Raw genomic sequence first — 1,220 nt, 5'->3', positions numbered from 1 at the left:
AACCGAATGGCGTGAGCTTCAGCGGGTGATGGAACCCCTAGCTAAGGCTGCGATCGCAATTCCCCTCGCTGCCATCCGTTTTGATCTTGGCGCAGTGGTCACCCTCAGCCGATTTGCCCCCTCTTTCCTACCATATCTTGGGAATTCTATCAAGCTCAGAGGACCCTTTAGCCAGATAATGGACGGTGTTCTCAAAGACAACTTTAGCCGTAATTGGCTGGATTTGCTTTGTTTTCTATTATCTGGACTACCAGCGGATGGAACCATTGCGGCAGAGATGGCCTTTATGTTTGCGGAATGGTATCGACCAGGGGTAGTGCTAGACTATCCCATTGGTGGTAGTGGTGCCCTAGTTGATGCCCTAGTGCGGGGATTAGAAAAACATGGTGGTCAGTTGATAGTTAATGCTCATGTTGAAGAAGTGATAGTCGAGCACAACCGTGCCGTAGGTGTGCGTCTGAGGGGCAGCAAAGAAATCCGAGCCCGTAAAACAGTAGTGTCTAATATCTCAGTATGGGATACCCTCAAACTACTGCCAGATTCAGCCATACCAAAATCCTATCGAGCCAAGAGAAACGCCACCCCTGAGTGTGATAGCTTCATGCATCTCCACTTAGGCATTGATGCTGAAGGACTAGAAAAAGACCTAGCCTGCCACTACATTATCGTTAATGACTGGGAAAAGGGTGTTACCGCTCCCCAGAATATAGTAGTGCTATCGATTCCATCCCTTTTAGACCCATCCCTAGCACCACCAGGAAAACACGTGATTCACGTTTATACTCCAGGTAACGAACCCTATGAACTCTGGCAGGGGATGAGTCGTAGCAGTGAAGCCTATGCACAACAAAAGCAGATGCGTGCAGAAATCATGTGGAAAGGATTGGAGCGGATCATTCCAGACATTCGTTCCCGTTGTGAAGTCACTCTAGTCGGTACACCACTGACCCACGAACGCTTTCTGCGCCGCCACCGAGGTTCCTACGGTCCAGCAATTCGAGCAGGAGTTGGCATCTTTCCTGGTCCTGGCACACCCCTACCTGGACTAATGTGCTGTGGAGACTCAACCTTTCCCGGTATTGGTTTACCAGCAGTTGCCGCCAGCGGGATGATTACTGCCAATACCCTTGTACCGGTTTCAAAGCATTTGGAAATGCTGAAAACGATTGGGTTGTGACCTAGATTGGGCAACTATCGTCAGCCGTCAGCCGTCAGCCGTC

General features: G+C 50.0%; 1 protein-coding gene. It reads left to right on the top strand.

The window, feature by feature from the left end; all coding sequences use genetic code 11:
• A partial coding sequence (locus F6K38_RS42435; protein ID WP_287360885.1) for a phytoene desaturase family protein occupies positions 1-1,177 on the top strand: 1,177 nt, incomplete at its 5' end.
• Positions 1,178-1,220 lie beyond the last annotated feature (43 nt).

The sequence above is a fragment of the Moorena sp. SIO3B2 genome (assembly GCF_010692525.1).
GTDB lineage: Bacteria > Cyanobacteriota > Cyanobacteriia > Cyanobacteriales > Coleofasciculaceae > Moorena > Moorena producens.
Note: the sequence above shows the minus strand (reverse complement) of the source record. Positions and strands in the feature narration are given on the sequence as shown.